The organism is Ectopseudomonas oleovorans, assembly GCF_003052605.1.
Lineage (GTDB): Bacteria > Pseudomonadota > Gammaproteobacteria > Pseudomonadales > Pseudomonadaceae > Aquipseudomonas > Aquipseudomonas oleovorans_A.
The window spans coordinates 113665-119682 of the sequence record NZ_QASO01000124.1; the positions used below are offsets into that span (position 1 = coordinate 113665).

The 6018-nt window shown below is 57.6% G+C and carries 6 protein-coding genes and 2 pseudogenes; 3 read left to right on the plus strand and 5 right to left on the minus strand.

Going from position 1 to position 6018, the window contains the following annotated elements; translation table 11 throughout:
- Nucleotides 1-429: IS200/IS605 family transposase (tnpA, locus tag DBO86_RS22035; RefSeq protein ID WP_146173169.1), on the plus strand; the 429-nt coding region annotated here is incomplete at its 5' end.
- A gap of 168 nt (nt 430-597) precedes the next feature.
- Here tnpA and DBO86_RS22040 read toward each other — a convergent pair.
- From DBO86_RS22040 to DBO86_RS22050, 3 genes are all read right to left on the minus strand, one after another.
- Nucleotides 598-1581, minus strand: a complete 984-nt coding sequence (locus DBO86_RS22040) for an LLM class oxidoreductase (RefSeq protein WP_108234838.1) — start codon at nt 1579-1581, stop codon at nt 598-600.
- 66 nt (nt 1582-1647) lie between these two features.
- Entirely contained in the window at nt 1648-2772 is a 1125-nt protein-coding gene (locus DBO86_RS22045; RefSeq protein WP_108234839.1) for an alkene reductase, read from the minus strand.
- A 62-nt stretch (nt 2773-2834) separates the two neighbouring features.
- A complete protein-coding gene (locus tag DBO86_RS22050; RefSeq protein ID WP_003461735.1) occupies nt 2835-3293 on the minus strand; it encodes an aldehyde dehydrogenase family protein in 459 nt (152 codons plus the stop codon).
- A 333-nt stretch (nt 3294-3626) separates the two neighbouring features.
- On the opposite strand from DBO86_RS22050, the pseudogene DBO86_RS22055 reads away from it, so the two are divergent.
- Nucleotides 3627-3863 (plus strand): annotated as a pseudogene (locus DBO86_RS22055) (IS66 family transposase); the annotation flags it as partial.
- A 193-nt stretch (nt 3864-4056) separates the two neighbouring features.
- Here DBO86_RS22055 and DBO86_RS22065 read toward each other — a convergent pair.
- Nucleotides 4057-5070 carry a GlxA family transcriptional regulator gene (locus DBO86_RS22065; RefSeq protein ID WP_039964787.1) on the minus strand — a complete coding sequence of 338 codons (1014 nt, stop codon included), beginning with the start codon at nt 5068-5070 and terminating at the stop codon, nt 4057-4059.
- A 66-nt stretch (nt 5071-5136) separates the two neighbouring features.
- Here DBO86_RS22065 and DBO86_RS22070 point away from each other — a divergent pair, with 66 nt between their 5' ends.
- Nucleotides 5137-5439 carry a putative quinol monooxygenase gene (locus DBO86_RS22070; RefSeq protein WP_007182542.1) on the plus strand — a complete coding sequence of 101 codons (303 nt, stop codon included), beginning with the start codon at nt 5137-5139 and terminating at the stop codon, nt 5437-5439.
- Nucleotides 5440-5793: 354 nt separating this feature from the next.
- Here the strand turns inward: DBO86_RS22070 and DBO86_RS22075 are convergent.
- Nucleotides 5794-6018: pseudogene (locus DBO86_RS22075) on the minus strand (transposase); the annotation flags it as partial.

Consider the following 6018-nt stretch of genomic DNA (forward strand, 5'->3'; position numbering starts at 1 on the left):
GATTACAGATACGGCAGTCATACGGTCTACCAGATCGAGTATCACTTTGTTTGGGTGACTAAGTACCGATACAAGGTGCTCAGCGGTGAGGTTGCTGAGCGAGTGCGAGAGCTGGTGAGACAGACGTGCGAAGCATTTGAAATTCGGATTGTGAAAGGTGTGGTGAGCAAGGATCACGTGCATATTCTGGTGAGCAGTCCGCCGAATTTGGCGCCGAGTGAGATCATGAGGCGGATCAAGGGGCGTACGGCGAGCAAGCTTTTCGAGGAGTTTCCCCATCTGAAAAAGCGCTATTGGGGGCAGCATTTTTGGGCTCGCGGGTACTTTTGCGCGACGGTTGGGCAGATGACGGAAGAGATGATCAAGCAGTATCTGGAGCATCATTTTGAGCCGAGCCCGAACGATAATTTCAGGATGGAGCCTGACTGATCCGACGCGTCGTTCAGTCGACGCGTATCCGGACTTTCAGTCCGTAAGTCACTAACCCACCGACTTCAGTCGGTGGTTGTTGAGTTTTATAGTCCGGCTTCGCCATGATCTCTGCGCGCCAGCCAGTCGCAATGACTGGCTGGTTTGGACTGGAATCCTATTGTCCTGTCAGGTAGGACTATCGGGCACCTGTGCGCCGAATTGGGGGACGATATGCTTGCCAAGTTCCTCGATTACCTCTGCTGCGGGGCGTTTACCATACTTGAGGTTCAGGATGACATGATCTACACCGATTTCCTGAAGTATATCCAGCAAGGCCAGAAGGTAGTTACGTCCCAGTCGGAATCCTAGATGGATAGGCGAGGGCGGCGTGGATGGGTGTTCGTCCAGGTCGATATACAGCGATTGCAAGAACGGCTTGTAGATAGTGCCACATTGTTTAACCGTTTCCTGTCGCCAATCTTCCACGATCAGTCGCTGTATTTTTGGCGGACGTGGATAGTTGATCCATCCATGGCTTTCACGCGCGATCCAATCGAGCGGCTGGCGGCTATGTCCGGTTACGAATAGCGGTATTTCCTGAGTCGTAGGTTTGGGAACGAGATCGGCCCCCAGTAACTCACCGTGACTCCAGCGAATGTGCTTGAAGTGTGTTCGATGGGCTTGGCGTATTACATTGAGGTTTTCTTGAAAGATCTCGCCACGCTTTTCCGGATCAACGCTGAATGCGGGAAACTCCACGGGACGATCGCCAGAGGCTACTCCCAGGAGCAAACGACCTCCGCTCAACTGATCAATGCTCGCTGCGGCCTTTGCCGTGTGCAAGGGATTACGCAAAGTAAGGGCGATGGAGGCGGTGCCTAGTGCGATTTTTGTTGTATGGGCTGCCATGTAGCCCAGATACACCCAAGGGTCGAAAACCTGGCCGACATCGCCGAAGCTTGGGTCCCTGAGCGGGACGTCGCGAAACCAGAGCGCCGAAAAACCTAGTGCCTCTGCACGTTTGGCCAGTGCGACCTGATCCAGCATGCGCGGAGTGTCACCCTGGAAAGCCTCCAGGGGAAAGAACAGCCCAAGGCTTAGATGACCCTGCCTGAAGGTCCGTTTGAATCCCCTATGCTCTTGGTAGGGAATCGTGCTCGGTTGGTACATGCTTAACTTCCTCGGTCAGCAAACGCAGAGCCACGCCCCTGAGTTATGGGGCGTGGCTCTGCGCGTTTAGGGTTTGTAAGTAGGGTAGTCGATGTAGCCCTTATCGGTACCGCCGTACATGGTGCTTGGATCAACTGGGTTAAGCGGCCAGCTGTTGGCGATACGCGCGGGCAGGTCGGGGTTCGCAATGAAGGGGCGACCAAAAGCGATCAGGTCGGCCCAGCCAGCGTTTATCACGCGATTTGCTCGTTCAGCGGTGTACTTGCCGGCATAGATAATCTTGCCGCTGAAGGTCTTACGAACAGCTTCCCGGAACGTCTCAGGCAGCTCGGGTGCGTTTTCCCAATCGGCTTCGGCGAGCGACAGGTAGGCAATGCCCACTTCCTCGAGGATCTTCACTGCCTCGATGTAGGTTTGGTGAGGATCATCTTCGACCAGGCCAAGGTAAACGCGGTCTTCGTCTGTGGTCGCGAACAGCGGAGCGAAGCGAACGCCAACGCGCTCCTTGCCGACCACACCAGCAACGGCGAGTGTGATTTCGCGCAGGAAGCGAAGACGATTCTGCAGCGAACCGCCATATTCATCATCACGCTGGTTGGTATGGGCCGAAATGAACTGGTTTACCAGGTACCCGTTCGCGCAGTGAAGCTCCACCCCGTCAAAACCTGCGTCCAAAGCATTTCGGGCTGCTTGGGCGTAGAGCTCAACCAGTTCCTTTACCTCCTTGGTGGACAGGGCTCGTGGGGTCGAAGGGTCGGCCAGTGTACCCGTGCCGGGGCCAGTTTCGATGAACACCTTGACGTTGTCCGCGCGGATGGCTGATGGCGCGACGGGCGCTTCACCACCGGGTTGCAGCGATGTGTGCGACACGCGGCCTACATGCCAAAGTTGAGCAAAGATCACCCCCCCTTCGGCGTGAACAGCGTCGGTGACCTTACGCCAGCCTTGTATCTGTTCCGGGCTATGAATGCCGGGTGTCCAGGCATAACCCTGTCCTCGGGGTTCGATCTGTGTGCCCTCGGTCACCATGAAGCCAGCACCGCTGCGCTGACGGTAATAGGTGGCCATCAGGTCGTTCGCAATATTGCCGGGTTGGGAGCTGCGCGAACGCGTCAGTGGCGGCAGAACGATACGGTTCTTGAGGGTGTATGGGCCCAGCTGAGTGGTTTTGAAAAGTTCTGATTGTGTCATTTCGCTTACCTGGATATCTAAAATATTCGATGTCATAGGTCAAAAAACATGGATCAACGAGATCAGAAGAGCCCGAGCGGTGCTTCGTTGAGGCTGACGTCGATGTTCTTCTTCTGGCTGTAGGCTTCACTGAGAGCGATGCTGAGAGTTTGCTCATCCAGCATGATCGCCTCATCCGATTGGCTGCGGGTTACGCCGGCGAAGTAGCGGAAGTGATCAATTGCCAGCGGGATGTCGACGGAGCGACTTTCACGAATGGGTTTACCTACATCAAGGGTTTCCAGAACGGCGAACCGATCGGCATCGGCTTCCAGCGGGTCGGCGATCTTCAACAATGCATTGGCGCGTTCTGCGGGTGAGGTGGTACGCCAGGCCGCGAAGGCGCGCTGTGCGGCCTGCAACGCGCGGTCGACGTCGGCAGCCGTGGCGTTTGGGATGTTGGTGAGAATTTTTCCGTTGGCGGGGTTGATGATGTCGAGGGTTTCACCGTATTCGTCCGAACGAAACCCACTGGTTGTCAATAAACAGGCCGTAGCTGCTGTCGGGAAGGTGATTCGGATGGGTATCGCTGGAATCTTTCATGGGGGCTTCCTGAGGTTTCTAGCGCGGGTTACGCGTTAAGGTTATTCGCAATATTCATATATTTAAATATATCGATATTTTTTCCGACGCGTATGCATATTTCCACGCACTTGCAGCTCACTTCTGGATCAGTTGGGAAGGCATCTGCACCACCTAGTTCCAGGGTCGACTTCTTCAGCGCCTTGCCAGCCTGCAATGATGGCGCCTACTCCTTCAGAGCCAGTCAGAGCGACGCCATGAAGGCTGCGCTCGCTTCCTGCGCGAGCTGCTGAGTGAAGGCCGTGGTCTACGACTTCAGTCCCAGCTGTGCCGGCGAGCATGCGCGCAATTTTCTTGGTCAGTGGAATGGCAAGCTGCTCTGCGATGACTTTGCTGGCAACCAAGCTGGTTTTGAGCAAGGCATCACTGAAATCGGCTGCGCGGAATCGAACCTGCGGCGAGCCTGCGTCCGCACGGTGGTTCAAACGGTGGGCTCGACGGCTGCGTCATTGTCGGCGGCGGGGCGGTGAGCCGCCGAATCGCCAGGGCACAGCGTTGTTCAATCAAGGTATTGATTTGCTCAACCACGACATTGCCAGCAAAACTTTGTCCGGGGTCAAACTGGAGCTTGCGCACCGTCGCTGGCAGTAGTTTTGCCAGGTCCAAATGCGCCGTTTGGCCTGCGCCAGTTTCGCGGTGGTCTCCAGCCGTTCATGCCTCTGGTCATCCGCCGCGTCGCAACTCCCTGACGCCCCGGCCCAGCTTGCGGCGCAACAGGGCTCGCAGGGTCGCCCCATCCGAATACCCGACCTGTGCGGCGACCTGATCGACGCTGGCGTTTCCGGTGCGCAAGAGATGGACGGCGTGCTCCACGCGCAGGTCCTGGAAATACGACAGTGGTGTCTTGCCCAAAACGCTTTGCAGCCGCCGCGCCAAGGTGCGCTCGCTTGTGCCTGCGGCGCTGGCAGCCTCCGCCAGCGAGAACCCCTGCGCGAGCCGACCTCTGGCCCAGCACTCGAAGCGCTCGACCATCGGGTCGGCATGCGCAAGGTGGTCGGGAATCACGAACTCGGCTTGCGAACTGCGTGTCTCGGCCAGCAGATAGCGTGCCACCAGGGCCGCCAGCGCCGGACTGCGCCCCCGGATGATGCGCAAGGCCAAGTCGACGTGGGCCAAAGCGGCACCCGCGGTGGTGAAGCGTGTCGAGTTCACGATCATGCGTGACTCGTCCAGCGTGACGTTCGGATAGCGCTGCCGAAACATCGGCCCCAGCCACCATGACGTCGTCGCACGATGCCCATCAAGCAGGCCACTCTCTGCAAGCAAGAAACTACCGGAGCAGGCGGCACCAAGGTGCGCGCCAGTGGTGGACCACTGCTGCAGCGCGGCGACCGCATCGGGCACGTCGGGGCGTGTGAGCCGAGCCGAGAGCGTGTCAGGCATTTTGTCACCAAACGCGGGCACGAGCACGACGTCTGGTTCCGGTACGCCACGCGCAGTGACCACGGGGACCGTCAAGCCTTGCGCAGTTCGGATGCGACGCCGCACGCCCACCAGCGTGAGCTCTATGTGCGCGGGAGCCTGTGGCAGCGAGCCCGACATCGCATTGGCCAAGCCCACTGTGTCAGTGAGCGCCGCAAGCCCCAGATCAAACACGCCATCACAAACAAGGATGTGGAGTTTCATGGCAATAATGATATCAATGTTGTCATTATTGCCTATAGAGATGTCTGTCATGAAGACTTAGGCTGCTGTCTCGTCGATCCCTTCACCCATTTTTCCATTTACCCCAAGGATTACAGCATGACCAAGCTCGCCCTGTTTGTTCGCCTCGAAGCTAAACCAGGCCAAGAGGCTGCGCTTGCCGACTTCCTGGCCAGTGCGCTGCCGCTCGCCAACGCCGAGTCCGGCACCACTGCCTGGTTCGCATTGAAGTTTGGCCCTTCGACGTTCGGTGTGTTCGATGCCTTTGCCGATGAGGCAGGTCGCCAGGCACATCTGAACGGCCAGATCGCCGCGGCCTTGATGGCCAACGCCGCGACCTTGCTCAGTTCTCCGCCCAATATCGAGAAGGTCGAACTGCTTGCAGCCAAACTGCCTGCATGACAACCCGGCCTTGACCAAATCAGCTCACTCTGCAGGATGGGGGGGCACGGCCCTACGCAGCGCCCCCCCCCCTTCGATTGCAGTTACCCAGGGAGCTGCCTTCCACAGCGATTGGGGGGCAATATTGCAGCCAGAACTTCCAAGCTGCGTCAGCAAGCAGGGGTAACATCAGTGCTGGCTGAGATGTTCCGATTCGTCGGGTATTTATCGAGAAGTACCGACTGTTTGCAACGTGTCGTTACCGAGAGCCTCTGGGCGAGCCAGATTTCCGGCCCATTGAAAGTCCGCAGTCCGCAAGCGCGGATCCATCAAGCGGTTTGTTGGAAAATCAACGACCTAGGGTCTGTTGCCGTTTCACATAGGTAACCAGAGAAAGACACAGGCCATGGCCACGACGCTTTCGAATTTCTCTTGAGTTTGTCGAACCGAGATGCCACTGCCCGGTAGTGCTTTAGCCGGGCGAAGGCGTTCTCCACCCAGTGCCGGTTGCGGTAAAGACCTCTGTCCAGATCCGCGTTGCCTTTCACGGAGTTACGCTTTCTCGGGATCACGGCCTTGGCCCCTTGTTGCTCAACCTGC